The following is a 24,262-nucleotide window of genomic DNA, read 5'->3' on the forward strand; positions in this document are numbered from 1 at the left end:
ACCGCCTCTTTGCCCGAAGCTCCGAACGACTTCCCTGGAGTGGTTCCCCGATGTCACGGAAGACCCTGAAAGACGGGGCCCGGCCGGGCACCGTCGAGGCGTCGCCCGACGGCTCGCCGAAGCGATGGTGGATCCTCGCGGTCGTCGCCCTCGCGCAGCTGATGGTGGTCCTCGACGCCACCATCGTGAACATCGCCCTGCCCTCGGCCCAGGCCGACCTCGGCTTCTCCGACGGCAACCGGCAGTGGATCGTGACCGCGTACGCGCTGGCGTTCGCCTCGCTGCTGCTGCTCGGCGGCCGGATCGCGGACCTGTTCGGCCGCAAGACGGCCTTCCTCATAGGGGTCGTCGGCTTCGCGGCCGTCTCCGCGCTCGGCGGTGCGGCGAACGGCTTCGCCATGCTGGTCACGGCGCGCGCCCTCCAGGGCGCCTTCGGCGCGCTCCTCGCCCCGGCCGCGCTGTCGCTGCTCAACACCACGTTCACCGACGCCCGGGAGCGGGCTCGGGCGTTCAGCGTGTACGGCGCGATCGCCGGCGCCGGCGGCGCGGTGGGCCTGCTGCTCGGCGGTGTGCTGACCGACGCGCTCGACTGGCGCTGGACGCTGTACGTCAACGTGGCCATCGCGGTGCTCGCCTTCGCCGGCGGCCAGGCCCTGCTGACCAACCACCGGGACGCGGCGAACTCCAAGCTCGACGTGCCGGGCACGATCCTGGTCGCCGCGGGCCTCTTCTCGATGGTGTACGGCTTCTCCAACGCGGAGACCCACGACTGGGGCTCGCCGCTGACCTGGGGCTTCCTGATCGCGGGCGGGGTGCTCCTGACGGCCTTCGCCTGGTGGCAGACCCGGGCCGCGCACCCGCTGCTGCCGCTGCGCATCCTGACCGACCGCAACCGGGCGGCCTCCTTCCTCGCCGTACTGATCTCCGGCGCGGGCATGTTCGGCGTGTTCCTGTTCCTCACCTACTACCTCCAGCTGAACCTGGGCTTCAGCCCCACCAAGACGGGCGTGGCCTTCCTGCCGATGGTCGGCGCGCTGATGGTGACGGCCCAGCTCGGCACGACCGTCCTGGTGCCCCGGATCGGCCCGAAGGCGGTCGTCCCGCTGGGCTTCGCGATCGCCGCGGGCGGCATGGCCTGGCTGACCGGCATCGGGGTCGGCTCGCACTACCTGAGCGCGGTGCTGCCGCAGTTGGTCGTGACCGGCATCGGTCTCGGCCTGGTCATGCCGCCCGCCATGCAGCTGGCCACCGGCGGGGTGGCGGCCGAGGACGCGGGCGTCGCCTCCGCGACGGTCAACGCCATGCAGCAGGTGGGCGGCTCGGTCGGCACGGCGCTGCTGAACACCCTCGCCGCCAGTGCCGCGACCGACTACCTGTCCGGCCGGGACGCCACCAGCAAGCTGGTCCAGGCCCAGGCGACCATCGAGAGCTACACCACCGCCTTCTGGTGGTCGGCCGGCCTCTTCGCAGCGGGCGCGCTGATCTGCTTCCTCGTCTTCCGGCGGGGAGTGCCGCAGCAGGACGCGGACGCCGCACCGGTCGTCCACATGTGAGTACGACCAGCTGACGCATTCTGTCCGAGGGGCCGCCGTCCACAGGGAGACGGCGGCCCCCGCTCATGCCCCGGGTGGCCGTATGCGGTCCCTCCCGCACGCGGCGAAGGGCATGGGACGGTTCCAGCGGGTACTTGCCCCACCATGCGGATCAGCGTGATGGACGTGGGCTCGAACACAGTGCGGCTCGTGGTGGCGGACGCGGAGGGCGGAGTGCCGCTGCCGGTGCACACCGCCAAGTGGCGGCTGCGGCTGTCGGAGCAGGTCGGGCCCGGGGGAAGTATCCCCGAGGAGGCCGTGGAGCAACTGGTGGAAGCGGTGGCCGCGGCGAGCAGGACCGCCGCCAAGTGGGGGGCGGCGGGGCCGCTGGCCTTCGCCACCGCCGTGGTGCGCGCGGCGCCGAACCGGGCGGAGGTCCTGCGGGCCGTCCGCACGGGCACGGGGGTCGACCTGTGCACCCTGCCCGGTGAGGTCGAGGCCGAGCTGACCTTCCTCGCCGCCCGGCGCTGGCTGGGCTGGCAGGCCGGTCCGCTGGCGGTGCTGGACATCGGCGGCGGCTCGCTCGAGGTCGCCTTCGGCCGCGGCCGGCTGCCGGACTTCGTGGCCTCGCTGCCGCTCGGAGCGGGGCGGCTGACCCGTGAGTTCTTCGAGGACGAGGACCCGCCCTCGGCCGAGCGGCTGCGCGACCTGCGGCGCAAGGTCCGCCACCAGCTGCGGGACGTGGCCGCCCGGATCCGCTGGGAGGGCCCGCGCTCCGCGGTGGCCACCTCACGCACCTTCCAGCAGCTGGGACGGCTGTGCGGCGCCCCGCCGGGACGGCACGGGCCGTTCGTGGAGCGGATGCTGCACCGTGCCGACCTGCGCGACGCGGTCGGCCGGCTGGCCGCGCTGCCCACCGCCGAGCGCGCCGATCTGCCCGGCATCTCGGCGCCGCGCGCCGCGCAGAGCCTGGCCGGGGCGGTGGTCGGCCACACGGTGATGAAGCTGACCGGGATCGGCTCCGTAGCCCTCTGCCCGTGGGCGATCCGCGAGGGCATCCTGCTGCGGCGCATCGAGGACGGCCCGGCCTGGTGGGCGGAGACCACCCGGCGCTCCGAGGAGCCCCCGCCGCCCGACCCGGTGCCCCTGCGCGTCGCGGGCGCCGCGAACTGAGCATCCGCACCGAGCCGACGTGCTCCCGGCGGGCCGGGCGGGGGCGGGACGGCGGGGCACGGCCGGGTACCCGGGCGGCATGGAACAGCACTTCCCGGGACCCGCACCGCCCCCCGCCCGCGGCCCGGTCTCCGCGGCCGTCGGCGAGTACCTGCTCGGCGCCGGCCCGCCGCCGCCCGAGGAGGCGATCACGGCGGCGGAGGTGTACGGCGACGACCTCCAGCTCGCCCTCTACCTCTGCTACGAGCTGCACTACCGCGGCTTCGCGGGCGTGGCCCCGGACCGCGAGTGGGACCCCGGTCTGCTGCGCGCACGGGCGGTGATGGAGCGGCGTTTCCGGTCCGCGCTGCGCGCCGGCACCCCGGTCCACGACAGCCTCGACGACGCCCTCGCGGAGATCCTCGTGGAGCCCGTCGACGGCTCGGGCGTCAGCCACTACCTGCGCGACGAGGGCGAGCTGTGGCAACTGCGGGAGTACGCGGCCCAGCGCTCCCTGTACCACCTGAAGGAGGCCGACCCGCACGCCTGGGTCCTGCCGCGCCTGTGGGGCCGGGCCAAGGCGGCGATGGCCGCGGTCGAGTTCGACGAGTACGGCGGCGGCCGTGCCGACCGGGTGCACGCCCGCCTGTTCGCCGAGCTGATGACGGACCTCGGCCTGGACACCACGTACGGCCGCTATCTGGACGCGGCGACGGCCGAGGTGCTGGCGACGGTGAACCTGATGTCCCTCTTCGGCCTGCACCGGGAGCTGCGCGGCGCCCTGGTGGGCCACTTCGCCGCGGTGGAGATCACCTCTTCCCCCGGCTCCCGGCGGCTGGCCGAGGCGATGCGCCGCACGGGCGCCGGGCCGGCCGCGGAGTTCTTCTACGAGGAGCACGTGGCGGCGGACGCGGTGCACGAGCAGGTGGTGCGCCACGACGTCATCGGCGGACTGCTCGATGAGGAGCCGGGGCTGGCGGCGGACATCGCCTTCGGCGTCGACGCGACCGGATACCTGGAGGAGCGTCTCGCCCGGCGGCTGCTGGACGCCTGGCGCGCGGGACGGTCCTCGCTCCGGATACCGCTATCACAGGAAATGCACCATATCTCCTGAATGCGGGGGTACCCGCGCCTCGTGAACGCACTGGTACTCCCGGGCGTGTACGCGCCCCAGGACGACACCGACCTGCTGGTCGAAGCCCTGTCCGAGGAGCCGCTGGCCCCGGGTGCCCGCGTGCTGGACGTGGGCACCGGCAGCGGCGCCCTGGCCCTGGTCGCCGCCCGGCGGGGCGCCGAGGTGACGGCTGTGGACGTGTCCCGGCGGGCGGTGTGGACGGCCCGGCTCAACGCGCGGCTGGCCCGGCTTCCGGTGCGCATCCGGCGCGGGAACCTCTTCGGGCCCGTGCGCGGACGGTCGTTCGACGTGATCCTGGCCAACCCGCCGTACGTACCGTCGCCCGACGCCCGGCCGGAACCCCGCGGCCGGTCCCGGGCCTGGGACGCGGGCCGCGACGGCCGTCTGGTCCTGGACCGCATCTGCCGGGACGCCCCCGCGCTGCTGCGCCCCGGCGGGGTGCTGCTGATCGTCCAGTCCGCGGTGAGCGGCGCCGAGCGCACCCTGGAGCTGCTGCGCGGGACCGGACTCGAGGCCGCGGTGAGCCGCCGCCGCTGGATCGGTTTCGGGCCGGTGCTGCGGGCCAGGCTCGGCTGGCTGCGGGAGCGGGGGCTGCTGTCGGCGGCCGACGAGAGGGAAGAGCTGGTGGTCATCCGTGCCGAACGTGCCTTCTGACACCCCTGGGGCCGGGCGACCCGTCCCGCCCCGGCGCGTCACCATGCGGCGGCGGGGTCCGATCCTCGTCGACGGTCCGGTGGAGGTCGAGCTGGAGGACGGCACCACGGTGTCCTCGGACCGGTTCCGCGTCGCCCTGTGCACCTGTCGGCGCAGCCGCCGCTATCCCTGGTGCGACACCAGTCACCGGCGCAGGGCCTGAGTCAACTACGTCGATGACATCAACTACGTCAACTACGCAGGCAGAGATTCACTCGATCGAGGGGATTTGATCTTATGGGCCGTCTCGCGCGGATGCCTGTGCGTCCTTCGGGGTAACTACCCGGATCCCAGGCGCCGGGCGACATGGAGCGGATATGACGCCGGAAGCCGACGACCTCGACCCACGGATCCTGCCAGAAGCACCGGCGGCGAACGCGTGCGCCCGCACCCGGGCCGGCGGGCCGTTCACCGTCGTGGTGGCCTCGGGCGAGATCGACATCGCGACGGCGCACCTGCTGGCCGAGCATCTCGACGCCGCGACCTCGGGGCCGGAGCCGGACGTTCTCGTGGACCTGCGGTCCGTGGAGTTCTTCGACTGCTCGGGGCTGCGGGTGCTGTGCCGGGCCGAGTCCCGGGCCAGGGAGCGCGGCGGACGGCTGCGCCTGGTCTGCGAGGGGCCGCTGCTGCCCCGGCTGCTGCGCGTCGGGGGACTGCTGGGGCGTTTTCCGCCGCTTCCCGGAGTGCCCCGGGACGGGCAGCCCGGGAAGCGGCCGTGAAACCGGGGGGCGGCGGGCGGCCCCACTCCGCCCGCCGTCCCCCGGTGCGAGATCGCGAGATCCCCGGGACAAGGGTCCGCACTCCCCAGCAACGGACCTGTACCGGTGGTCGCGGGGACCGGCGATCCCGGTCCTCAGAACGCGTAGACGGAGCCGTAGGCGTCCTTCATACACGCGTTGCCGAAGGTGCGCTCGTAGGAGACGCGCTTGCCCTGCCAGACGCCCTCGACCGTGACGACGACGGGGTCGTAGAGCTTGGTGCAGAACACGTCCTCATTGCTCTTGAGGCTGTTCAGGTCACCGCCGGCAGCGCGCAGATCGGCGCAGGCCTGGGCGGCGGCCGGGTGCGTGCCGGAGGCCGTCGGGGCACAGGAGAGGGTGACGGCGCGTTCGGGCGTCGCGGTGAGGGCGCTCTCGCCGTGGCCGGTGGTCAGCACCAGGGCAGAGGGGGCGTAGAGCGACGACGGGGCGCTGCCCGGTGCGGCGACGGCAGCCCCGGTCAGGGGTCCGCAGACGGTGACGGCCGTGAGGCCGAGGGTCGCTGCCCAGCGCGCGGTGGTCCGCATTGTGTGCATCCTTCCGCTCGAATAGACGGGTTGCCGGCCCGGACCGGTGGGTGCCGGGGCGGCGTGCGCCACTCTGCCGAGTCCGCCGCCGAATCTCACATCGAACCCATAGGTTTCAGTAACCTTGCGTGTTGAATCAGTGGCGTGAAGTCACGGAGTTCGAACGTTCCAACGCCGAAACTGAGCGGTTCTTGATCGCCTCAAGCAGCCAAGTGGCTGAATTTCACCAGTTCGTTAATAGGCCTGAAACATTCCGGTTCAGCCGTCGGCGCACTTCCCCGTGGCCCCTTGTGTTCATGTGGAAGCAGAGTAATCGTCATTACATGATTACTTCAGAACAGCGAGAGAAGCTGCGCGGCTGGTTCACCGGCCGCTTGCCCGAGGACCTCTTCCAGGAACTGGTCGAGGTCAGCGCCGACCGCGAGGAGATCACCGTGATCGGCCGCATCCCCGCGCCCCGGCTCACCGAGGGCGCCTCGGAGGCGGAGCGGGAGGCGGCCGTCCAGGGCCGCGTCCAGGAGTTCCGGGAACGCACCCGGGAGGCCCGGATCGCCGTGGCCCGCGAGGCCGAGCACCGGTTCCGCAGGAAGGTGTCGTGGGGAGTGGAGTGCGACGGCGAGCGTGCCCTGTTCACGCACGTGGCCGCGCCCGTGATGACCCGTCTGCGCCAGCCCGAGCGCCAGGTCCTCGACACCCTGATCGCGGCCGGGGTCGCCCGCAGCCGCAGCGACGCCCTCGCCTGGTGCGTACGGCTGGTCCAGCGGCACACCGACGACTGGCTCACCGAACTGCGGGAGTCACTCGAGCACGTCCAGCGGGTACGGGCGCAGGGACCGGACGCCTCGGCGGAGGAGGTGACCGATTCACCCGCGAAGACCGAGCAGGACACCGACGAGTCCTGAGAGCGCCGGCGGCCGGGGCGTTGTCGGACCCCTCGGCTATGTTGGCGGCATGACCAACTTCGTACTGGTGGCGGGGGCTTGGCTCGGGGCGTGGGCGTGGGACGAGGTGGCGGCCGAACTGCGCGCGGCCGGTCACGAGGTCCATGCGCCGACCCTGTCCGGCCTCGCCGAGAAGCAGGGGATTCCGGCCGGGCAGCAGACGCACGTCCAGGACATCGTGGACGAGGTGGAGCGCCTCGGCCTGCGGGACGTCGTCCTGGTCGGGCACAGCTACTCGGGCGTGCCCGTCGGGCAGGCCGCCGAGCGGCTCGGTGAACGGCTGCGGCGCGTGGTGTTCGTGGACTCCAACGTGCCGGCCGACGGGGAGTCGTTCCTCGCCGGCTTCGCGAGTGACCACATACGGCAGGCCCTCGACGCGCACGGCGGCGTCTGGCCGCCCCTCCCCCCGGCGGCCTACGAGGGCCAGGACCTCACCGCCGAGCAGATCGAGCGCATCGTCACCGAGGGCACCCCGCACCCGGGCGCCACGATGACGGAACCAGCCGTTCTCAAGCGCCCGTTGGGCGAACTGCCGGCGACGTACATCAAGTGCGTCCGCGACGGGCGCGCCCCGCTGCCCGCGGTGGCCGCGCTGCTCAAGAGCGAGCGCTGGGACCTGGTCGAGCTGGACACCGGCCACTGGCCGATGTTCTCCCGGCCGCGCGAACTGGCCAGGATCCTCCAGGAGTCGGCCCGAGGCGCCTGACACCCGCTCCCTTGCCTACCCGCCGGTATGGTCGGCTCGGCGCACGACCGGCGACGAGAGGCGGGACGCAGGGATGGCGAAGCACTGGGCGGATTTCCAGTACGAGATCTACCTGAACGGGATGACGGGTGCCGTGCCGCGCCTGCCCACCGATCTGACCCGGCTGGAGGAGCTCGCGGAGCACCGGCTGGGCCCCGGTCCGGTCGGCTATGTGGCGGGCAGCGCGGGCGACGGCAGTACGGCTCGGGCGAACCGGGCCGCCCTGGAGCGGCGGCGGATCGTCCCGCGTGTCCTGCGGGACGTGCGGGAGCGGGACCTGTCGGTGGAGGTGTTCGGCCGCGCGCTGCCCGCCCCGCTGGCGCTGGCGCCGGTCGGCGTGCTGTCGATCATGCATCCTGAGGCGGAGACGGCCGCCGCGCGGGCCGCCGCCGCGCAGGGCGTGCCGTACATCCTGTCCTCGGCCTCCAGCACGCCCATGGAGCAGGTGGCCGAGGCGATGGGGGACGGCGAGCGCTGGTTCCAGCTGTACTGGGGCAAGGACCGGGAGGTGACGCGGAGTTTCCTCGGCCGGGCGCGGGCCGCGGGGTTCACGGTGCTCGTCGTCACCCTGGACACACCGCTGCTGGCCTGGCGGCCACGCGACCTCGACCAGGCGTACCTGCCGTTCGTGCACGGGGTGGGCACCGCCAACTACTTCTCCGACCCGGCCTTCCGGGCGGGGCTCGCCAAGCCGGTGCACGAGGACCCCGACGCGGCGGTGCTGCACTTCCTCGGCCTGTTCGGGGACGCCGGCCACACCTGGCCGGACCTGGCGTTCCTGCGGGAGCACTGGGACGGGCCGATCGTCCTCAAGGGCATCCTGCATCCGGACGACGCCCGGCTGGCCGCCGACGCCGGGATGGACGGGGTCGTGGTGTCCAACCACGGCGGGCGGCAGGTGGCCGGTGCCGTCGCGGCGGCCGACGCGCTGCCCCGGATCGCGGCGGCGGTCGGCGACCGGCTGACGGTGCTGTTCGACAGCGGCGTGCGCACCGGCGACGACGTCTTCAAGGCCCTCGCCCTCGGCGCGCGGGCGGTCCTGCTGGGGCGGCCGTACGTGTACGGGCTCGGCCTCGACGGACAGGCGGGCGTGGAGCACGTGATCCGCTGCCTGCTCGCGGAGTTCGACCTCACCCTCGCCCTGTCCGGACACGCCGGCCCGGCAGGCGTCGGGGCCGGCGATCTGGAGGAGCCCGTGTGAACCCCGCCGTCAGTCCCGTGTGCCGTCGTCCGCCAGGTCCGCCGGCTCGGCGGAGGATCCCTGGGTCCCGGTGACCGACAGGGAGCCGGGGCTCGCCGACGGCGGATCGGTCAGCCAGCGCTGCGCGGTGGAGTGGTCGCGGACCTTGACGACGATGTCGGCGCCGGCGTCCCCGCCCGCGGTGGTGAGGGCGAGGGTCTCGTCCCAGCGGGGCAGCAACTCGCCCTGCACGGTGAGGTCGTAGCGCACGTCCTCGGCCCGCCCGGCCCTCTCGTCCGCGCAGGTGCCGAGGACGACCACACCGGCGTCCGCGCGCGAGTCGAGGCACAGGTCGGGGTCGGCGGCGCTGCGCAGCCGGCCGTCGGTCTCGTACGTCCACAGCTGGGTGGCCGCCGACGAACACACCGCCAGCAGCACGCTCCCGCCGGCCCGGGGCCTGCCGTCGGTGTCCAGGCAGAGCCCGGCGGCGGCGTTGCGCAGCTGTGTCCGCCGGGTCGCGTTGGGCAGCTCCGCCGTACCGGGCGGGGAGGCGGAGGTGCCGGGCGTGGCCCGGGAGCCGGTGCCGGGCGCGGCGTCCCGGGCACCGGAGGCGCCGGTCGAGGCGACCGGGTCGGTGCCGCCCCCGCCGTCCGGCAGCAGGCTGATCGCGAGGACCGTCGCGAGCAGCCCGGCCGAGGCCAGGCCGACGCCGGTGAGCAGTGTCTTCGGTGAGCGGGCGGCCGAGGAGGCGCGGCGCGCCGGGAGGGTTATCCGCCCCAGCATCCGGTGCCGTCCTCCCCCGCCGGGCCGTCCGCCGGTGCGCCGGGAGGTGTCCCGGCCGCGCGGTGCGGCCGAACCGGCCCGGCCCGGCCGGGAGTCGAGGTATCCGCGTGCGCCCCAGCCGAGCACCGCTTCGGCGAGCAGGAGGCCGGTACCGGCCTCGATGTGGCTGAGTTGCTCGGCGGCGTGCCGGCAGTAGCGGCATTCGGCCAAGTGCTGCTGCACATCGGGCAGCAGGGCGCCGCCGCGCCGGATCGGCACGTCGAGGAGACGGTTGTAGAAACGGCAGTCCTTGGTCGGTGCCAGTTCCCGGTGGGCGCGGACGCAGCCCTGCCGGAAGGCTTCGCGGGCCTGTTCGAGGGCGGCCGCCACGGTGTCGGCGTCCATGCCGAGCAGGCCGGCCGGGACGGTGAGCGGTTCCGCCTCGACCTCGGTGTGCCACAGCACGCACTGCGCGAGCGGCACGAGGCCCTGGAAGGACCGCTCGGCGAGGACGCGGTTGTCGGGGATCATGGACGTTGCCGCGCGCATGCCGCGGCCCCCGGCCGGGCTCGCCAGGTCGGGCAGCACCTCGGGCAGGCGGTCGTCGGCCGCCCAGTGTGCGACCGTGTCGCGCACGGCCACCAGCAGCCGGGGCCGCAGGGCGGCGGCCGGCTCACCCGCCGCCAGCCGGTCCAGGACCCGGTGGAAGGCGGTGGCGGTGACCATGTGGGCGACGGTGTCCTCGGCGGCGAGGCAGACGGCCGCGTACTCGTGGGCCGGTTGCCAGTGCCGCGCCATCAGCAGGGCGACGGACGAGGCGGCCTCTCCCTCCGACCTCCCGCGCAGCCGTTCCGCGAGTGACTCGTCGGACTCTCCGGAGACCCCTCCGGACGGTGGATAGGGAGGACGTGGGGGGTGGGGGGTGGGCACGGAGTGATTCCTTTGATACGTGTGCGCTCGAGTGGTTCACCCTTGCACAACTCGCCAAAGGCCAACAAGGAGTTCGGCACCATCGACAGTTTTGACGGAAAGTCAGGCTATAGGCCTGCTTTTGCTCTTCCGTGCGCCCCGTGTGAAGGACGCGCACACGTCGGCCCGCCGCGCACGCTCCCACTGCCCGCCGACGGGTAGTGCACTGGGCATCGGCCTTTCTCACAAGGCCCCGCGCGGCACGGCGGCTCTGCTGCGCGACACCGGCCGCCGGCCCTGCTCCTCCCGCCCTCGGCCGGCGGCCCCGGGCCGGCCCGCACCGGCCCGGGGCGACTTCCCCTGCCGACGGGGGCGGGTGCCGCGGCCGGGTGCCGCGGTCAGATCTGCCAGGAACGGAGCCGGTCGGCCGCGCCGTAGACATCGGTCTTGCCGGTCATCAGGTCCCGGGCGAGATCGACGAGCGCGCCGTAGGGCGGGTCGATGCCGGCCCCGCTGACGAACATGTACGCCACCGCCGTCGCACAGGCGAACCGCGCGTTCGCCGACGGCAGCGGCTTCAGCAGGGCGAGGGTGTGCAGCAGGGCGGCGGCCCGCCAGGCCGGGTCGGAGTTCACGCCGAGGCGCGGCGGGTCGACCCGGTGCCGGGCGACGGCGGCGACCAGGGCCGAGAAGTCGTCGATCGTCGGCTGTTCCGGCAGCACTTCCTCATGTCGCTGGAGCAGCCATGGGACGTCGATATGGAGGACTGGTGACATGGGTCAGGCGGCCTCGCCCCTGCCGGGGGGCTCGTCGTCGGGGAACGCGGCCGCGAACTCGTCGGCGTGCGTGGCGAAGAAGCGGCGGAAAGTCTCCGCACCCTCCTGAAGCGCGCGGTGCCGGGCGATGTCGGCCGCGGCCGCCTCGCGCACCAGGGCCTTCATCGACGTCCCCCGCTCCTTGGCGATCCGCCGCAGGTCCTCTAGCTCGCGCTCGCTGAACTCCACGTTGAGAGCTGGCATGCCCCAACGGTAGCGCGAGGGTACTTGCGCGTAAATAGACGCAGGTCACATGGCATATCCCACGGTACCTACGGGAGCGGAACGCCAGGACACCAGGTCTGAATCCCGCCGGTCCGGCGTCGGCCGCGGCGGCAGACTGGGACTCCGGGCTCATACGAAGGGAACCGCCATGACTCTCACCCCCGACGGGGCCCGCCGTCGCGCGGCCGAAACGGACTGGGACGTGCTCGCCGAGGAACTCGACGAGCTCGGCAGCGCGCCCACGGCCCGACTGCTGACGCCCGCCGAGTGCCGCGACCTGGCCGCCCTGTACGAGAAGCCGGAGCTGTTCCGGACCACCGTCGACCTCGCCCGGCACCGGTTCGGCTCCGGCGAGTACCGCTACTTCACGCACGACCTGCCCGCCCCGGTGGCCGCTCTGCGCGCGGCCCTCTACCCGCGGCTGCTGCCGGTCGCCCGCGACTGGGCGGCCCGGCTGGACCGGCCCGCACCCTGGCCCGACGAGCTGGACGAATGGCTGGCCCGCTGCCACGCCGCCGGGCAGGACCGCTCGGCGCAGATCCTGCTGAGCTACGGCCCCGGCGACTGGAACGCCCTGCACCGCGACGTCTTCGGCGAGCTGGTCTTCCCGCTCCAGGTCGTCGTCGCCCTCGACGAGTACGGCAGCGACTACACAGGCGGCGAGTTCCTGATGGTCGAGCAGCGTCCCCGCGCCCAGTCCCGGGGCTCCGCGACCGTTCTGCGCCAGGGCCACGGCCTGGTGTTCACCACCCGGGACCACCCGGTCCGCACCAGGCGCGGCTGGTCGGCCGGAGCGATGCGGCACGGCGTGAGCACCGTCCGCTCCGGCCGCCGCCGCACGCTGGGGCTGGTCTTCCACGACGCCTCTTAGGCCGGCTAGACCTCCAGACGGCTGATCCGAACCGCTCCCCGGGCCTCACCCGGGTGTGCGCTCGTCAGTGTCAGTCTGACGCGGGAGCCGCTCACCGGGCCGAAGGTGATCGCCGTCGGGGCGTCCGAGGCGGTCGCCCACTGCACCGCTGCGTCCTTCACCGGGACGTAGGCCCGTCCGTTCCACACCGCCACCTCCGCCGCGGCCGGCAGCGAGTGCGTCGAGTCCACCGTGAAGGAGGCCTCCACGCGGTCGAAGGTGCGGTTCCGCCCGAAGTCCACCGACACCCAGTCCTTCGCACGGGCCCCGTTGAAGGCGGGCAGCAGGGCGGTCGCCGACTTGGCGAAGGCGTTGGACCAGCCGGTGGCCGGGTCGCCGTCGAGCATCGCGGCGGGGAGGGTGTCGGAGCGGCCGGAGTAACTGGCGTCCGCGAGCGGGTGGTCCGAGGGCGCCGGGTGGTCGGGCCGGAAGCCGGGGGCGGGCGTACGGACCACCGGGCGGGCGGGTGCGGTACGCACGCTCACCCTGCCCTTGCGCAGGCCGTCCGCCCGTGCCGTGACCTCGAGGGTGCCCGCCTCGGTGCCGGACCGCACGATGGCCAGGGCCTTGCCGTGGAACGCGGTGCGGGTGCTCGACTGATAGCGCTCGGCGCTCTCCTCGCGGCCGTTGTCGAGCCCGGCGAGGGAGCCGCCGGTCACGTCGAAGGCGATGAGGTGCTCGGCATCGGGCACGACCACCCCGTGCGCGTCGACGATGTCGGCGGTCACGAAGACCAGCGAACGCCCGTCGGCTGCGAGGGACTTGCGGTCGGCGGTCAGCCGGACCGCGCGCGGCGCGCCGGCCGTGCGCAGCACATCGGTGGCGACCGCCTTGCCGTCCCGCCGGGCCACCGCCTTCAGCTCGCCGGGTGCGTAGGGCACCTTCCAGGTCAGGTGCAGCTTGCCCGCGCTGTCATTGGGGCTGGTGTAACTGCCGGGGTAGGGGCCGCCGGTGAAGGTCTTGTCGTCGCCGGTGGCCTCGGTGGTCTCCAGGTAGGTGCGGCCGTCGGTGGTCTTCTTGGTGTCGAACTCCCGTACGCCCAGGGACTTTCCGTTGAGGAACAGCTCGACGGAGGGCACGTTGGCGTACGCCCAGACCTCCACCGTGTCCCCCGGCTCGTGGTTCCAGGTCATCGGCAGCAGGTGCACCATCGGTTCGCTCACCCACTGGCTGCGGAACAGGTGGTACATGTCCTTGGGGAAGCCCGCGGTGTCGACCGCGCCGAAGAAGGACGCCTTGACCGGGAAGACGTCGTACGGTGTCGGCTCGCCGATGTAGTCGATGCCCGACCACAGGAACTGCCCGGCGAACCACTTGCGGTCCCGGTCCTTCTTGTGGCCGTACTCGCCGCTCATCGTCCAGGAGGCGAGGTTGTTGTCGTAGGAGGAGACCTCCCGCCTGCCCGGCGTGTGGTTCTCGCCGGTGTTGAGGTGCTCGGGCTCCTGGTAGCTGCCGCGCGTCGAGGTCTCGGACGAGGACTCCGACTCGAACAGGAACAGCTTGGGGTACCTGGCGTGCAGGGCGTCCACCGACTTGGCGGTGTTGTAGTTGAGGCCGAGGCCGTCCAGCTTGGCGAGCATGAGGTCGGCCGCGGAGCCGGTGGCGGGCACACCGTGGTACTTGTTCGAGCCGATGACGACCGGCCGGGTGTCGTCCGCCGCCTTGATCGCGCCGATGATCCGGTCCGCCATGGCGAGACCCGCGGTGGAGGTGGAGTCCGGGATCTCGTTGCCGATCGACCACAGCACCACGGCGGGCGAGTTCCGGGCCGCGAGGACCATCTCGGTGGCGTCCTTCTCGCACCACTCGTCGAAGAACCGGCCGTAGTCGTACTTGGTCTTGCCGGTCCGCCAGCAGTCGAAGGCCTCCACCATCATCACGATGCCCAGTTCCTCGCAGACCTCGATCATCTGCGGCGAGGGCGGGTTGTGCGAGGTGCGGAAGGCGTTGACGCCCATCGACTTCATGATGGTCATCTGCCGGCGCACCGCGTCGACGCTGATCGCCGCGCCGAGGGCACCCTGGTCGTGGTGGAGGTCGACGCCCTTGATCTTGGCGTGGGCGCCGTTGAGGGAGAAGCCCTCGTCCGGGTCGAAGCGGTAGCTGCGGATGCCGAATGCGGTGCGGTAGGTGTCGGTGGTGCGGCCGTCGACGCGGAGTTCGGTCACCAGGGTGTAGCGGTGCGGGGTGTCGAAGTCCCACAGGCGGGGCCGGGCCACGGTGAGCTCGTGGGTCTCGCTCGCCGTGCCGGAGACGGCCGCCGTGGAGGACGTACGGGCGACCTGGTGTCCGCCGGGGTCGAGGACCCGGGAGACGATCTGGACGTCCGTGCCGTCGCCGGTCTCGTTCACGACATCGGTCCGCACCCGCACGACGGCCCGCTCGGCGGTGATGTCCGGCGTGGTGACGTACGTGCCCCAGCGGGCCACATGGACGGGGTCGGTCACCACCAGACGGGCCTCGCGGTAGATGCCGCTGCCCGAGTACCAGCGGCTGCTGGGCAGTTGGTTCTGGACCTTGACCGCGATGACGTTCTCGGTGGTGCCGTCGGTGTGCACCAGGTCGGTCAGATCAAGGGCGAAGCCGGTGTAGCCGTAGGGGTGGCGGCCGGCCTGGGTGCCGTTGCAGTACACGTACGAGTCCATGTACACGCCGTCGAACTCCACCGAGATGCGCTTGCCCGCACAGGCCGGCGGCAGGGTGAAGGCGAGGCGGTACCAGCCGAGGCCGCCGGGGAAGAAGCCGGTGCCGCTGGTCGTGCCGTGCTCGGTGGTCGGGGTCTGCTCGATGCTCCAGTCGTGGGGCACCGCGACCTCACGCCAGGCCGAGTCGTCGTACCCGGGGTCGGCGGCGTTCGCGTACGCGCCGGTCGGGTCGGTGATCCCGCCCGGGTCGACCAGCGCGAAGCGCCAGCCGTCCCGCAAGGGGACGGTGCGGCGTCCTCCGGCACCACCGGACGCCTCGGCGGCGCCGGAGGCCTCGGCGGCGCGGGCGTCCGGCGCACCGAGGAGCGCTCCGGCCGCCGGGGTCGCCGTGGCGGCGACCAAAACCGATCTGCGAGTGACCGTCATTGCGGTTCTCCCTCATCAGGGGCCCAGAAGTACTCACAACTGATCGTGAACGCACAGATTCTGACGTGATGGCACACCTGTCAGTCAAGAGTGCGGGACCGTACTCCTGCCCCTGGTGCCACATCGGCCGGATCCGCCCCTTGACGGCGGTGCCGCTCCGGTCGGGTCCCCCGCGGCGGAACGCACTAGGCTGGACCACGAGTAACGCACGTGTTCACGGTGAGTGTGCGTGATGGAGTCCGACGATGAGCCCGGTGTACCCGTTCGACGATGCCGCGACGGCACGGGCTGTCATCGACGACCGGGGCACGCTGGTCGAGTGGAACGCCGGCGCCCGGCGGCTGCTGGGCTGGAGCGCCGCCGACGTCCTGGGCCGCCCGGCCGTGAACATACTGGCCGGCGGGGAGCAGCCCCTGCCCTTCGCCCCCGGGGCGGACCGCTGGTACGGCATCGTCACGCTGTGCCACCGTGACGGCTCGGCGGTGTCCGTGTGGGTGCTGGCGCACCACACCCCGCCCGACGGCGACCGCCCCGGACGCTGGCTCGTGGTCACCCCGCTGGAGACGAACGGGCCGCCCTCGCGCGAAGACCCCCTGGAGCAGATCGGGCTCCTCCAGTCCCCCTGCGCGGTCGCCATCTACGACGAGCGGCTCAGACTGCGCCGGATGAACGACGCCATGGCCGAGGAGTTCGGCCTGCCGGAGGAGCACCTGCGCGGGCTGCGCATGCCCGAGATCAGCGGCAGACCGCAGAGCGTGGTCATCGAGCAGCACCTCTACCGCGTGCTGACCACCGGTCGCGGGCACGACGTGCGCAGTTACGTGCCGATCGGCGGTGACGGCCGCGGGTACGCCTGGCTGGCCCGCATGGCCCCGATCACCGACGACTCCGGCCGGGTGCGGGGGGTGTGCCTCGCCGCGCACGACTTCACCGAGCACGATCTGGCCCGCGAGCGGCTCCAGATCGTCAACGAGGCGAGCGTGCGCATCGGCACCACCCTCGACGTCGTCACCACCGCCCAGGAGCTGGCCGACGTGTGTGTCCCGGCCCTCGCCGACTTCGTGAGCGTCGACCTGCTGGATCCCCAGGAACACGGCGGCGAGCCCCCGTCCCGGGTCACCGCGCCGGTCCGGCTGCGCCGGGTCGCGCACCAGTCCGTGCAGCGGGGCATCCCGGAGGCGGTGGTCCAGCTCGGCCGGTTCGACGTCTATCCCCTCCCTTCACCACAGGCCGACTCACTCACGGCGGGCCGCACGATCGTCGCCGACGCGGCCTCCGGCGACCTGGAAGCCTGGCTCACCTGGAGCCCGGCGCGCACCGAGCGGGTGCGGACGCTCGGCATCCACTCCACGATGTCCGTGCCGATCCGGGCCCGCGGCCTGACCCTGGGGGTCGCGGTGCTCACCCGGTACCGGCGGCCCGGCCCGTTCACCGCGGACGACGTGCTGCTCGCCGAGGAGGTCACCGCCCGCGCCGCCGTCTGCATCGACAACGCCCGCCGCTACTCCCGCGAGCGCGAGACCGCCCTCGCCCTCCAGCGCAGCCTGCTGCCGCGCTCGCTGCCGCGCACGGCCGCCCTGCGGGCCGCGTACCGCTATCTGCCCGCGGCGCGCGCCGGGGTGGGCGGCGACTGGTTCGACGTGATCCCGCTGTCCGGGATGCGGGTCGCCATGGTCGTCGGGGACGTCGTCGGCCACGGCATCCAGGCCTCGGCCACCATGGGCCGGCTGCGCACCGCGGTGCGCACCCTGGCCGACATCGACCTCGCCCCGGACGAACTGCTCACCCACCTCGACGACCTGGTGCTCCGGCTGGCGGAGGAGTCGGGCGGCGACGGCGGCGCCACCGGCGAGGTCGGCGCGACCTGCCTGTACGCCGTGTACGACCCGGTCTCCCGCCGCTGCACACTGGCCCGCGCCGGGCATCCCGCCCCCGTGCTGCTGCCGCCCGGCGGGGCGCCCCGGCAGATCGACCTGCCCGCCGGGCCGCCGCTCGGTCTCGGCGGGCTGCCCTTCGAGTCCGCCGAGCTGGAACTGCCCGAGGGCAGCGTGCTCTCCCTCTACACCAACGGCCTGGTCGAGTCCCGCGACCGGGACGGCGAGAGGGGCCACCGGCTGCTGACCGAGACCCTGGCGGGCTTCGCGGACTCGCTGGAGGAGACCTGCGACCGGATCCTGAGCGCCCTGCTCCCGGAAGGCGGCTCGGCCGACGACGTGGCACTGCTGCTCGCCCGCACCCAGGGGCTGCCCGCCTCCCAGGTCGCGACCTGGGACATCCCCGCCGACCCGGCCCTGGTCGCCCCGATCCGCAAGCAGGTCGTCCAGCAGCTGGACCACTGGTCGCTGAGCGAGATCACCTTCACCGCGGAACTGGTGGTCAGCGAACTGGTCACCAACGCCATCCGGTACGGCGCCCGTCCCATCCGGCTGCGGCTGATCCACGACGCGGCCACGCTGATCTGCGAGGTGTCCGACACCAACCACACCGCCCCGCACCTGCGCCGCGCCAAGACCTTCGACGAGGGCGGCCGCGGACTGCTGCTGGTCGCCCAGCTCACCCAGCGCTGGGGCAGCCGGCACACGGCGGAGGGCAAGACGATCTGGGCGGAGCTGCCGCTGTACGAGGCCGACCTGTAGTACCAGGGGTACCGGTGGCTCAGGACGCGGTCAGCCAGGGCCGTACCTGCTTGCGGGCCTCGTGCAGCCGGGACTTCAGGGTGCCCAGCGGGATGCCGATGCGCTCGGCGACCTCGGCGTACTCCAGCTGGCAGATGTCACGGTAGACCAGCGGCGCGACCAGGTGCGGATGCTCCCGCTCCAGCCGGTCCAGCGCCTCCAGCAGGTCCACGCGGGAGCCCGCGATGACACTCGTGGTGCGCGGGTCGACGTACTCGGCGGGCTCGATGACGACGGGCTGCTCGGCCGCGCGCCGCTTCAGCTCGCGGTACTTCTGCCGGGCACAGTTGGCGACGACGGTGTACAGCCACGTACTGAAGCGGCTGCGGCCCTCGAAGCCGGAGATCCGCCGGGCGATCTGGAGCAGCACGTCCTGCGCGGCCTCCTCCGCGTCCTCCCGGCAGGGCAGGAAGCGTCCGCAGCGCCGGACGACCTCCGGCCGGACCTCGGCCAGCAGCCGCTCCAGGGCCGCCCGGTCCCCCGCGGCGGCGCGCCGGGCGAGGTCTTCGGTCAGCGCCGCGTCGTACACCGCGGGTCCCCCTTCGAGTCGATCTCCGAGCAGGCATGATAGTCCTATGCACTCCCTCGAGCGGATCGGCCGCTATCGCCTGCAACGATGCCTGGGCTCCGGCGCGTTCGGCACGGTGTGGCTCGCCCACGACGACCAGCTCGAGGCCCCGGTGGCGGTCAAGGTCCTCGCCGAGAACTGGTCCCACCGCCTCGACGTGCGCGACCGGTTCCTGTCCGAGGCACGACTGCTGCGCAAGGCCGACTCCGGCCGGGTGGTGCAGGTCTACGACATCGGTGAACTGCCCGACGGCAGGCCGTACTTCGTCATGGAGTACGCCGACGCGGGCACCCTCGCCGACCGGCTGGCGGGCGGTCCGCTGCCGGTGCCCGAGGCACTGCGGCTGACGGCGCTGGCCGCCCGGAGCGCGGCGGCCCTGCACGAGGCGGGGATCGTGCACCGGGACGTCAAGCCGAGCAATGTGCTGCTGCGCACCGCGCCGGACGGCAGCCGCCGGGTGCTGCTGGCCGATCTGGGGCTGGCCAAGAGCCTGGCGCAGGCCTCCGGGCTGACCCTGGCCGCCGGCTCGGCCGGGTACCAGCCACCGGAGCAGGCCGAGCCCGGCATGGGCATCGACGCCCGGGCCGACGTGTACGGCCTGGGCGCGGTCGGCTACGAGCTGGTCACCGGCACGGTGCCGGGCCCGCCGGGCAGGGTCGTACCCCCGCAGCGGCTGCGTCCGGACCTCGCCGACGACGTGCAGCGCGCCCTGATGCGGGCGCTGGAGCCGGACCGGGAGCGGCGCTGGCCCGGCGCGGCGGCGTTCGCCGACGAGCTGGACCGGCTGGCCGAACGGGTGCCCGTGCCCTCGCGCCGGCGCCGGCTCGACGGCGTGCGCGGGCGGATCGGCGTCCTGACGCTCTCGGTCGCCGCGGTGCTCGCCGCCGTGGCCGCCGCCGGCACGGTGATGCTGCTGCACCAACGCTCCTCTTCGGATGCCCCGGCCGACGAGCTGCGGGTGAAGGACTCCACCGGCCGGATCGTGGCCGAGGTGCCCTCCGGCTGGGGCCGCCAACTGCGCGACGCCGGCTGGGATCCCAAGGACCTCGGTCTGCCCTCCGGGCACGAACCGGGCCTCGCGGTCGCCGACGACCTCGCGAAGTGGCCGGATCTGGGCGCGGACGTGGACGGCCTCTTCGTCGGCCTGAGCGAGCACGGCGACGTCACGGCGAAGGTGAACGCCCTCGCCCACAGCGGCTGCCACTACGACGGTGACCGCGCCTACACCGGCACGGCCTGGCAGGGCCGGGTCCGCAGCTGGAGCGACTGCCCGGGCGGCGGCTCGATCAGTGAGAGCGCGCTGCGCCCGGCGAGCGGCAAGACGGATCCTCAGCTATATGTACAGATACGCCAAACCGGTGCCACCGACGCCACGGACCACATAATCCGGTCCCTCCGGGTCACCTGACGGGTAGAGAACAGGGGGAAGAACGGGCGAAAGAACCGCGCGGGCCGCGAACTTTTCCGGCGGAGCGCGCATCGGACTCTCATGACGGCGCACGCGGCGCCGAGGGCACGCGGCCCCACGGCGCGTGCCACGACCAGCAGGAGTGTTGAGAGACATGGCGTATACGTCCCAGTCCTTGCGTCGAGCGGCCGTGCTCGGGAGCGCGGTCGCCGTGCTGGGTCTTCTGAGCGCCTGCGGCAACGACACCGGGAACGGTGCTCCGCAGAAGGTTTCGGGCAACGCCTCGCCCGCGTCGGACGGGGCGACTACGGGAGCGACGGAAACGGCGGGCGGCAGCGCCCCGGCATCGCCGAGCGCCGCCCCGGCCGGTACGTCGTCCTCGCCGAAACCGACCGGCAAGACGGCTACGGGCGGCGACGGCACGGTGGAGACCGCCGCGAGCACCCGCTGCCACACCTCCGAACTGAGCGCCGCGGTGGGCCGCAACAACCCGGGCGCGGGCCAGGAGAACTTCCCCATCGTGCTCACCAACAAGTCCGCCCGGACCTGCACGCTGCGCGGCTATCCGGGCTCCGCCTTCGTGAACGCCGCCGGCACCCAGCTCGGCCCGGACCCCAAGCGTTCCTCCGGCAAGGCCACCACGGTCACGCTGAGGCCCGGCGCGAGCGCCTGGGCAGGACTGACCTTCTCCAATCCGGAGATCAGCGGCGCGAAGACGGCGTCGCCCGCCGCGCTCCTGGTCACCCCGCCGGACGAGCGGGACCAGCTGAAGGTGAAGTGGACGGCCGGCCCGGTGCCGGTGTCCGGCAACTCCTCGTCCGTCTTCCTGACCGTCTTCAGCCCCGGTACCGGCGCCTGATCCCCCTTCTCCCCCCGCCCGCCGCACTCTCCCCCCACCCGCCGCACCGGCGTATCCCCTGATCAGGACCCCGCTGCAGCCACTCCCCCAGCAGCGGGGTTCTTCATGGCCTCGTCCCGACTGTCACAGGACGGAAACAGGCGCCGTCCGCCCCGATCTTTCCGCCGCGAGCGCCCATCGAACTCGTCGACCGCACAGCGAGAAGGCCCCGACGGGGCCGCGACGAGGAAATCGGGGACGAGACATGAGCGGCATCTCACGCAGGCGTCTCATGACCGCGGGAGCGACGGCGGGCGCGCTGGGCGCCCTGTCCGCCTGCTCGGCCGGAGGGCTGTCCGTGGGCGGCGGCTCCGGGAGCGGCGGGAGCACGGCGCAGGCCCGGCCGGTGAAGAAGATCGGCGACGGTTCCACCGCGGACACCGGGGCGCAGCCGCACCAGCCGAAGGCGACGCGGATGAAGGCGGGGACCAAGCCGCCGCAGTTCGTGGTGTTCTCCTGGGACGGCGCGGGCGAGCTGAGCAACGGCCTGTTCTCCCGGTTCCGCAAGGTGGCCGCCGGCCACGGCGCCAAGATGACCTTCTTCCTCAGCGGCATCTACGCGCTGCCCGAGTCCAAGAAGAACCTCTACCACCCCCCGCAGCACCCGGTCGGCGCTTCCGCGATCGGCTACCTCGCCGACCGGCACATCCACGCCACGCTCCAGCAGGTGCGCTCCGCGTGGCTGGAGGGCCACGAGATCGGCACGCACTTCAACGGGCACTTCTGCGGCTCGGACGGGGTGCGCAACTGGTCGAGCGCCGAGTGGCGCAGCGAGATCGACCAGGCCGTCCGTTTCGTCACCGAGTGGAAGACCAACACCGGCTTCACCGACCTCGACCCGCTGCCCTTCGACTACCGCAAGGAGCTGATCGGCGGCCGCACCCCGTGTCTGGAGGGCCAGACCGCGCTGCTGCCCACGGCGGCGGCGCTGGGCTGGAAGTACGACGCCAGTTCCCCCGGCGGGCTCCAGATCTGGCCGGGCAAGGTGCAGGGCGGCCGGATCTGGGACTTCCCGCTCCAGTCCATACCGTTCTCCGGCCACTCCTTCCAGGTCCTCTCGATGGACTACAACATGATGTTCAACCAGTCCGCCGGAAACCCCCTGGGTGACCGCTCCCAGTACGACGCCTGGCGCACCCAGGCCCGTGACACCTATGTGGCGGGCTTCCACCGCGCCTACACCACCAACCGCGCTCCCATGTTCATCGGCAACCACTTCGAGCGCTGGAACGGCGGCATCTACATGGACGCCGTGGAGGAGGCCATCGGCCGGATGGCCGCGTACGACGATGTGCGCTTCGTCTCCTTCAAGCAGCTCGTGGCGTGGCTCGAGGCGCAGGACCCGGCCGTGCTGCGCAAGCTGCGTACGCTGAGCCCGGGGCAGTCCCCGGTCGGCGGCTGGGAGGAGTTCCTGGGCGGAGCGGGCAAGCAGTCGTCGTAGCCGTCTCACCTCCATCTGCTGTCGTGGGGTTTCATGGGGCGCGCACTTGTCGATCACTCGCGGAGGGCCGTCCCCTGAACACCCCGCTGGCCGAGGCCCTGTCCGTCGTTCTGCTCGTCGCCGTGCTCGCCTGGGCCGTGGTGCGACCCTTCGGGTGGCCGGAGGCGGTGATGGCCGTTCCCGCCGCCGGGATCGCCGTCGCCACGGGTGCGATCTCCCTGGACCACGCCCGGGCCGAGGCGGAGCGGCTGGGCCCGGTGGTCGGGTTCCTGGCGGCGGTGCTGGTGCTCGCCCACTTCTGCGATGTCGAGGGGCTGTTCGAGGCCTGCGGGGCGTGGATGGGCCGCCGGGCGGGCGGGCGGCCGGTGCGGCTGCTGACGGCGGTGTTCGCGCTGGCCTCGGTGATCACGGCCGTGCTCAGTCTGGACGCCACGGTGGTGCTGCTGACGCCGGTGGTGTTCGCCACGGCCGCCCGCACCGGGGTACGGCCCAAGCCGCACGTCTACGCCTGCACCCATCTGTCGAACACGGCGTCCGTGCTGCTGCCGGTGTCCAACCTGACCAACCTGCTGGCGTTCGCGGCGAGCGGGCTGAGCTTCACCCGGTTCGCCGCGCTGATGGCGCTGCCGTGGCTGGTGGCGGTCGGCGCCGAGTACGCGGTGTTCCGGCGGTTCTTCGCCCGCGACCTGTCGGCGGCGGCCCCGGGGCCGGAAGGGGCCGGCGAACCGGCCGGGCTGCCGCTGTTCGCGCTGGTGACCGTGGTCTGCACGCTGGCGGGGTTCGTGGTGGCGTCCGCGGCCGGCGTCGATCCGGCGTGGGCGGCGACGGCGGGGGCGCTGGTGCTCGCCGGGCGGGCCCTGCTGCGCCGTCGGGCGACGCCCATGACGGTGGTGCGGGCGGCGGCCCCGGGGTTTCTGGCCTTCGTGCTGGCGCTGGGCATCGTGGTGCGGGCGGTGGTGGACAACGGGCTCGCCGACGCCCTCGGTCACCTCCTGCCCGGCGGTACGGGGCTGCCGGCGCTGCTGGGCATCGCCGCGCTGGCCGCCGTCCTGGCCAATCTGATCAACAATCTGCCCGCCGTACTGGTCCTGCTGCCGCTGACCGCGCCCACCGGGCCGGGTGCCGTGCTGGCGGTGCTGCTCGGGGTGAACATCGGCCCGAACCTGACGTACGCGGGGTCGCTGGCGACGCTGCTGTGGCGGAGGATCGTGCACCAGCACGAACACGACGTGGACCTCGGGGAGTTCACCCGGCTGGGACTGCTCGCCGTGCCGTCGGCGCTCGGCCTGGCCGTGGTGGCACTGTGGGGTTCGCTTCAGGTGGTGTGAGACACGTGGTGTGAGACAGGTGCTGTGAGACAGGTCGTGCGCGACCGAGGGAGGCCGACCGAATGCGTGTGATCGTGTGGCTGGTGGAAGGCACCTGGCCCGCCTGTGTGGACGCCGTGCGCGCCCACGCCCCGACGGCGTCCGACGTGGTCCTGCTGCACGTCAGCGGGCCGGACGTGCCGGGCCTCGCGCACGGCGCCTTCGCCGGGCTGCTCGGCCGCGGACGCCCGGACCGGGATCCCGGCACGCGGCTGGAGGACCTCGGCGGCAGCTCGGCGGCCGAACTCCTCGCGGCGGCGGCCGAGCGGCTGGGGCGCCCCTGCGTCCGGCTGGAGCGGTCCGGTCGGGTCGAGCGGGAGGTGGTGGCCGCCTCGGAGGGCGCCGGTCTGCTGGTACTGGCCCGCGACGGCGACCGGGCCCGGCTGGGCCCGCACAGCCTCGGTCCCGCCGCCCGCTTCGTGGTCGACCACGCGCCCTGCCCGGTGCTGCTGGTCTGGCCGGAGACGGCCCCCGGCCTGACGACCATGCCGCCTCCGCCGCCACCGCACCACCGCTAGGGCCCGTTCGCCACGAGCCGCCACGAGCCGGT

The 24,262-nt window shown here is 73.1% G+C and carries 22 protein-coding genes; 16 read left to right on the forward strand and 6 right to left on the reverse strand.

What is annotated here, in order from left to right; genetic code table 11:
* The first annotated feature begins 50 nt into the window (after window positions 1-50).
* The 6 genes from ABZ915_RS04050 to ABZ915_RS04075 all read left to right on the forward strand — a co-directional run bounded on the left by ABZ915_RS04050 (window position 51) and on the right by ABZ915_RS04075 (window position 5,231).
* Window positions 51-1,553, forward strand: coding sequence for an MFS transporter (locus tag ABZ915_RS04050; protein WP_361795323.1), 1,503 nt, complete (start codon window positions 51-53; stop codon window positions 1,551-1,553).
* A 144-nt stretch (window positions 1,554-1,697) separates the two neighbouring features.
* Window positions 1,698-2,705, forward strand: coding sequence for a Ppx/GppA family phosphatase (locus ABZ915_RS04055; protein WP_361795326.1), 1,008 nt, complete (start codon window positions 1,698-1,700; stop codon window positions 2,703-2,705).
* Between the two features lie 79 nt (window positions 2,706-2,784).
* On the forward strand, window positions 2,785-3,798 hold the full coding sequence (locus ABZ915_RS04060; RefSeq protein ID WP_361795329.1) for an iron-containing redox enzyme family protein: 1,014 nt from the start codon (window positions 2,785-2,787) through the stop codon (window positions 3,796-3,798).
* Window positions 3,799-4,473 (forward strand): HemK2/MTQ2 family protein methyltransferase, encoded by a 675-nt coding sequence (locus ABZ915_RS04065; protein ID WP_361795332.1) that lies wholly within the window; start codon window positions 3,799-3,801, stop codon window positions 4,471-4,473.
* 43 nt (window positions 4,474-4,516) lie between these two features.
* Entirely contained in the window at window positions 4,517-4,675 is a 159-nt protein-coding gene (locus tag ABZ915_RS04070; protein ID WP_361795838.1) for a CDGSH iron-sulfur domain-containing protein, read from the forward strand.
* A 154-nt stretch (window positions 4,676-4,829) separates the two neighbouring features.
* Window positions 4,830-5,231, forward strand: a complete 402-nt coding sequence (locus ABZ915_RS04075) for an anti-sigma factor antagonist (protein WP_361795335.1) — start codon at window positions 4,830-4,832, stop codon at window positions 5,229-5,231.
* 134 nt (window positions 5,232-5,365) lie between these two features.
* Here ABZ915_RS04075 and ABZ915_RS04080 read toward each other — a convergent pair whose 3' ends face one another.
* Complete coding sequence (locus tag ABZ915_RS04080; protein WP_361795337.1) at window positions 5,366-5,797, reverse strand: protease inhibitor; 432 nt, start codon at window positions 5,795-5,797, stop codon at window positions 5,366-5,368.
* Between the two features lie 323 nt (window positions 5,798-6,120).
* On the opposite strand from ABZ915_RS04080, the gene ABZ915_RS04085 reads away from it, so the two are divergent.
* The 3 genes from ABZ915_RS04085 to ABZ915_RS04095 all read left to right on the forward strand — a co-directional run bounded on the left by ABZ915_RS04085 (window position 6,121) and on the right by ABZ915_RS04095 (window position 8,684).
* On the forward strand, window positions 6,121-6,699 hold the full coding sequence (locus tag ABZ915_RS04085) for a hypothetical protein (RefSeq protein WP_361795340.1): 579 nt from the start codon (window positions 6,121-6,123) through the stop codon (window positions 6,697-6,699).
* A 49-nt stretch (window positions 6,700-6,748) separates the two neighbouring features.
* Window positions 6,749-7,444: an alpha/beta hydrolase gene (locus ABZ915_RS04090; protein ID WP_361795343.1), complete on the forward strand. Its 696-nt coding sequence runs from the start codon at window positions 6,749-6,751 to the stop codon at window positions 7,442-7,444.
* A 73-nt stretch (window positions 7,445-7,517) separates the two neighbouring features.
* The gene (locus ABZ915_RS04095; protein WP_361795346.1) at window positions 7,518-8,684 is read left to right on the forward strand and encodes a lactate 2-monooxygenase; all 1,167 of its coding nucleotides are present in this window, start codon (window positions 7,518-7,520) and stop codon (window positions 8,682-8,684) included.
* 9 nt (window positions 8,685-8,693) lie between these two features.
* Here ABZ915_RS04095 and ABZ915_RS04100 read toward each other — a convergent pair whose 3' ends face one another.
* The 3 genes from ABZ915_RS04100 to ABZ915_RS04110 all read right to left on the reverse strand — a co-directional run bounded on the left by ABZ915_RS04100 (window position 8,694) and on the right by ABZ915_RS04110 (window position 11,353).
* On the reverse strand, window positions 8,694-10,355 hold the full coding sequence (locus tag ABZ915_RS04100) for an RICIN domain-containing protein (RefSeq protein WP_361795349.1): 1,662 nt from the start codon (window positions 10,353-10,355) through the stop codon (window positions 8,694-8,696).
* 377 nt (window positions 10,356-10,732) lie between these two features.
* Complete coding sequence (locus tag ABZ915_RS04105) at window positions 10,733-11,110, reverse strand: toxin Doc (RefSeq protein ID WP_361795352.1); 378 nt, start codon at window positions 11,108-11,110, stop codon at window positions 10,733-10,735.
* Between the two features lie 3 nt (window positions 11,111-11,113).
* Complete coding sequence (locus tag ABZ915_RS04110) at window positions 11,114-11,353, reverse strand: hypothetical protein (protein WP_361445826.1); 240 nt, start codon at window positions 11,351-11,353, stop codon at window positions 11,114-11,116.
* A 169-nt stretch (window positions 11,354-11,522) separates the two neighbouring features.
* On the opposite strand from ABZ915_RS04110, the gene ABZ915_RS04115 reads away from it, so the two are divergent.
* Window positions 11,523-12,245, forward strand: coding sequence for a 2OG-Fe(II) oxygenase (locus ABZ915_RS04115; RefSeq protein WP_361795355.1), 723 nt, complete (start codon window positions 11,523-11,525; stop codon window positions 12,243-12,245).
* A 5-nt stretch (window positions 12,246-12,250) separates the two neighbouring features.
* Here ABZ915_RS04115 and ABZ915_RS04120 read toward each other — a convergent pair whose 3' ends face one another.
* Window positions 12,251-15,355, reverse strand: a complete 3,105-nt coding sequence (locus tag ABZ915_RS04120) for a glycoside hydrolase family 2 TIM barrel-domain containing protein (protein WP_361795358.1) — start codon at window positions 15,353-15,355, stop codon at window positions 12,251-12,253.
* A 245-nt stretch (window positions 15,356-15,600) separates the two neighbouring features.
* On the opposite strand from ABZ915_RS04120, the gene ABZ915_RS04125 reads away from it, so the two are divergent.
* Complete coding sequence (locus ABZ915_RS04125) at window positions 15,601-17,991, forward strand: SpoIIE family protein phosphatase (protein ID WP_361795361.1); 2,391 nt, start codon at window positions 15,601-15,603, stop codon at window positions 17,989-17,991.
* A 19-nt stretch (window positions 17,992-18,010) separates the two neighbouring features.
* Here ABZ915_RS04125 and ABZ915_RS04130 read toward each other — a convergent pair whose 3' ends face one another.
* A complete protein-coding gene (locus ABZ915_RS04130; RefSeq protein WP_361795364.1) occupies window positions 18,011-18,559 on the reverse strand; it encodes an RNA polymerase sigma factor in 549 nt (182 codons plus the stop codon).
* A 46-nt stretch (window positions 18,560-18,605) separates the two neighbouring features.
* Between ABZ915_RS04130 and ABZ915_RS04135 the strand changes: the two genes are divergently transcribed.
* The 5 genes from ABZ915_RS04135 (at window position 18,606) to ABZ915_RS04155 (ending at window position 24,230) form a co-directional block, all read left to right on the forward strand.
* Window positions 18,606-20,006, forward strand: a complete 1,401-nt coding sequence (locus ABZ915_RS04135; protein ID WP_361795367.1) for a serine/threonine-protein kinase — start codon at window positions 18,606-18,608, stop codon at window positions 20,004-20,006.
* Between the two features lie 154 nt (window positions 20,007-20,160).
* Complete coding sequence (locus ABZ915_RS04140; protein ID WP_361795370.1) at window positions 20,161-20,865, forward strand: DUF4232 domain-containing protein; 705 nt, start codon at window positions 20,161-20,163, stop codon at window positions 20,863-20,865.
* Window positions 20,866-21,109: 244 nt separating this feature from the next.
* A complete protein-coding gene (locus tag ABZ915_RS04145; protein ID WP_361795373.1) occupies window positions 21,110-22,345 on the forward strand; it encodes a hypothetical protein in 1,236 nt (411 codons plus the stop codon).
* A gap of 74 nt (window positions 22,346-22,419) precedes the next feature.
* Entirely contained in the window at window positions 22,420-23,673 is a 1,254-nt protein-coding gene (locus ABZ915_RS04150; RefSeq protein WP_361795840.1) for an arsenic transporter, read from the forward strand.
* A gap of 62 nt (window positions 23,674-23,735) precedes the next feature.
* Complete coding sequence (locus ABZ915_RS04155) at window positions 23,736-24,230, forward strand: universal stress protein (protein ID WP_361795376.1); 495 nt, start codon at window positions 23,736-23,738, stop codon at window positions 24,228-24,230.
* The last annotated feature ends 32 nt before the right edge of the window (window positions 24,231-24,262 follow it).

The organism is Streptomyces sp. NPDC046915, from assembly GCF_040644935.1.
GTDB lineage: Bacteria > Actinomycetota > Actinomycetes > Streptomycetales > Streptomycetaceae > Streptomyces.

What these genes read in the sequence shown, in the direction of transcription:
- ABZ915_RS04050 (WP_361795323.1), top strand. Translation starts at nt 51, where the DNA reads ATGTCACGGAAGACCCTGAAAGACGGGGCCCGGCCGGGCACCGTCGAG.
- ABZ915_RS04055 (WP_361795326.1), top strand. Translation starts at nt 1,698, where the DNA reads ATGCGGATCAGCGTGATGGACGTGGGCTCGAACACAGTGCGGCTCGTG.
- ABZ915_RS04060 (WP_361795329.1), top strand. Translation starts at nt 2,785, where the DNA reads ATGGAACAGCACTTCCCGGGACCCGCACCGCCCCCCGCCCGCGGCCCG.
- ABZ915_RS04065 (WP_361795332.1), top strand. Translation starts at nt 3,799, where the DNA reads ATGCGGGGGTACCCGCGCCTCGTGAACGCACTGGTACTCCCGGGCGTG.
- ABZ915_RS04070 (WP_361795838.1), top strand. Translation starts at nt 4,517, where the DNA reads ATGCGGCGGCGGGGTCCGATCCTCGTCGACGGTCCGGTGGAGGTCGAG.
- ABZ915_RS04075 (WP_361795335.1), top strand. Translation starts at nt 4,830, where the DNA reads ATGACGCCGGAAGCCGACGACCTCGACCCACGGATCCTGCCAGAAGCA.
- ABZ915_RS04080 (WP_361795337.1), bottom strand. Translation starts at nt 5,797, where the DNA reads ATGCGGACCACCGCGCGCTGGGCAGCGACCCTCGGCCTCACGGCCGTC.
- ABZ915_RS04085 (WP_361795340.1), top strand. Translation starts at nt 6,121, where the DNA reads ATGATTACTTCAGAACAGCGAGAGAAGCTGCGCGGCTGGTTCACCGGC.
- ABZ915_RS04090 (WP_361795343.1), top strand. Translation starts at nt 6,749, where the DNA reads ATGACCAACTTCGTACTGGTGGCGGGGGCTTGGCTCGGGGCGTGGGCG.
- ABZ915_RS04095 (WP_361795346.1), top strand. Translation starts at nt 7,518, where the DNA reads ATGGCGAAGCACTGGGCGGATTTCCAGTACGAGATCTACCTGAACGGG.
- ABZ915_RS04105 (WP_361795352.1), bottom strand. Translation starts at nt 11,110, where the DNA reads ATGTCACCAGTCCTCCATATCGACGTCCCATGGCTGCTCCAGCGACAT.
- ABZ915_RS04110 (WP_361445826.1), bottom strand. Translation starts at nt 11,353, where the DNA reads ATGCCAGCTCTCAACGTGGAGTTCAGCGAGCGCGAGCTAGAGGACCTG.
- ABZ915_RS04115 (WP_361795355.1), top strand. Translation starts at nt 11,523, where the DNA reads ATGACTCTCACCCCCGACGGGGCCCGCCGTCGCGCGGCCGAAACGGAC.
- ABZ915_RS04120 (WP_361795358.1), bottom strand. Translation starts at nt 15,355, where the DNA reads ATGACGGTCACTCGCAGATCGGTTTTGGTCGCCGCCACGGCGACCCCG.
- ABZ915_RS04125 (WP_361795361.1), top strand. Translation starts at nt 15,601, where the DNA reads ATGAGCCCGGTGTACCCGTTCGACGATGCCGCGACGGCACGGGCTGTC.
- ABZ915_RS04135 (WP_361795367.1), top strand. Translation starts at nt 18,606, where the DNA reads ATGCACTCCCTCGAGCGGATCGGCCGCTATCGCCTGCAACGATGCCTG.
- ABZ915_RS04140 (WP_361795370.1), top strand. Translation starts at nt 20,161, where the DNA reads ATGGCGTATACGTCCCAGTCCTTGCGTCGAGCGGCCGTGCTCGGGAGC.
- ABZ915_RS04145 (WP_361795373.1), top strand. Translation starts at nt 21,110, where the DNA reads ATGAGCGGCATCTCACGCAGGCGTCTCATGACCGCGGGAGCGACGGCG.
- ABZ915_RS04155 (WP_361795376.1), top strand. Translation starts at nt 23,736, where the DNA reads ATGCGTGTGATCGTGTGGCTGGTGGAAGGCACCTGGCCCGCCTGTGTG.